Source organism: Trueperaceae bacterium (genome assembly GCA_019454765.1).
Taxonomy (GTDB): Bacteria; Deinococcota; Deinococci; order Deinococcales; family Trueperaceae; genus JAAYYF01.
Genome location: JACFNR010000050.1, coordinates 1 through 2,151, shown reverse-complemented (window position 1 = coordinate 2,151; position 2,151 = coordinate 1). Strand labels below are relative to the sequence as shown.

General features: G+C 70.8%; 1 protein-coding gene. It reads left to right on the top strand.

Translation table 11 applies throughout. From position 1 onward, the window contains the following. Nucleotides 1-42: 42 nt before the first annotated feature. Nucleotides 43-2,151: FAD-binding oxidoreductase (locus H3C53_11650; protein MBW7917320.1), on the top strand; the 2,109-nt coding region annotated here is incomplete at its 3' end.

The following is a 2,151-nucleotide window of genomic DNA, read 5'->3' as shown; positions in this document are numbered from 1 at the left end:
CCACCTCGCGGGAGCGCGTGCCACACGCCCTATACTGAGCGCGTGGCACTCCAGAACGCACCTCGCCCGGCCAAGCGGGCCCCGTTGGCGGCCCCCTCCGACCCGACCGTAGCCGCCGAACTGGAGCGCCGCCTGCGCGCGAGCGTGCGCGGCGAGGTGCGCTTCGACGCCCGCGCCCGCGCCCTCTACGCCACCGACGCCAGCCCCTACCGCATGGCCCCCGTGGGGATCGTGGTGCCGCTCGACGAGGCCGACGTGAAGGCAGCGGTCAAGGCCGCGCACGAGCTCAAGGTCCCCGTCCTCCCGCGCGGCGGCGGCACCAGCCTGGCCGGCCAGACCGTGGCCGCCGCGCTGGTGATCGACTTCTCCAAGCACCTCACTGGGCTGCTGGAACTCAACGTGTCCGAGCGCTGGGTGCGCGTGCAGCCCGGCCTGGTGCGCGACCAGCTCAACGCCAAGCTGGCACAGCACCGCTTGCAGTTCACGCCCGACGTGGCAACCACCGACCGCGCCAACGTGGGCGGCATGGTGGCCAACAACTCGGCGGGCACGCGCTCCATCAAGTACGGCAAGAGCGTGGATCAGGTGATAGGCCTGCGCGTTCTGCTGGTGGACGGCACGGAGCTCGAGCTCGGGCCCCTGAGCGGCGCGGCGCTCGACGCCAAGCTGGCCGCCCCCGGCCGCGAGGGCGACCTCTACCGCGCCGTGCGCGGCCTGGTGGAGTCCCACGCCGGCGAGATAGCGGCGCGCTACCCCAAGGTCATGCGCCGCGTGGGCGGCTACAACCTCGACGAGCTGACCGAGGCGGGCGGCGAGGGGCAGCGGCCCTTCAACCTCGCCAAGGTGGTGAGCGGCAGCGAGGGCACGCTGGCCGTCATCCTCGAGCTCAAGCTGGCGCTCCACCCCGTGCCGGCACGGCGGCTCGTGAGCATGGTGCACTTCGACTCGCTCACCAAGGCGTTCCAGGCCGTGCAGCACATCAACCGCCACGGCCCGTCGGCGGTGGAGATCATCGACCGCGACCTCATACTGCTCGGCCGCGAGAACCCCGCCATGGCACCGCACATGCGCTGGGTGGTGGGCGACCCCGAGGCGGTGCTGCTAGTCGAGTTCGACGGCGCCGACCTGGCCGAGTGCAAGGCGGCGTTGGCGCGCATGGAGGCCGACCCGGCCGTCACCGCCCTCTGCTACGGCTCGTACGTTGCCGAGGACCCCGCCGAGCAGAAGGAGATCGCCGACTTCCGCCGCGACGGCCTGGGCATCTACGCCACCATGCCGGGCGCCGACAAGCCCACCCCCTCCATCGAGGACGCCGCCATCCCGGTCGAGCACCTGCACGAGTACATCCCCGAAGTCATAGAGGTGTGCAAGAAGCACGGCACGCGCGCCGTGTTCTACGCGCACGCCTCCGTGGGCGTCATCCACGTGCGGCCGCTCCTCGACCTCAAGAGCCCCGTTGGCGTCGAGCAGTACCGCGGCATCAGCGAGGACGTGTTCGAGCTGGTGGTCAAGTACGGTGGCTCGTGGAGCGGCGAGCACGGCGACGGCCTCATCCGCTCCTACCAGAACCGCCGCCTCTTCGGCGACGAGCTCTACCAGGCGTTCAAGGACCTGAAGCACGCCTTCGACCCGGACGGCCTGATGAACCCCGGCAAGATCGTGGACGCGCCCGCCATGACGGAGAACCTGCGCTACGGCGCCGACTACCCCAAGGTGGAGGTGCCCACCGTCTTCGATTTCTCCAGCCAAGGCGGCTTCCTCGGCGCCGTCGAGGCCTGCACCGGCGTGGGCGCCTGCCGCAAGGTGGGCGCGGGCACCATGTGTCCGTCCTACATGGGCACGCGTGACGAGGACAACTCCACCCGCGGCCGCGCCAACGTGCTGCGTGAGGCCCTCACGGGCGGTCTGCCCGGCGGCATGACGAGCAAGGACGTCTACGAGGTGCTCGACCTGTGCCTCGAGTGCAAGGCGTGCAAGTCGGAGTGCCCCAGCCGCGTGGACATGGCCAAGATCAAGTACGAGTGGCTGCAGCACTACTACGACGAGCACGGCACGCCCCTCTCGGCGCGCGCCATGGGCAACGTGGGCCGCGTGGCGCCCCTCGCCCAGGCGCTGGCGCCCATCGCCAACTTCTTCCTGCCCATGAAGCCC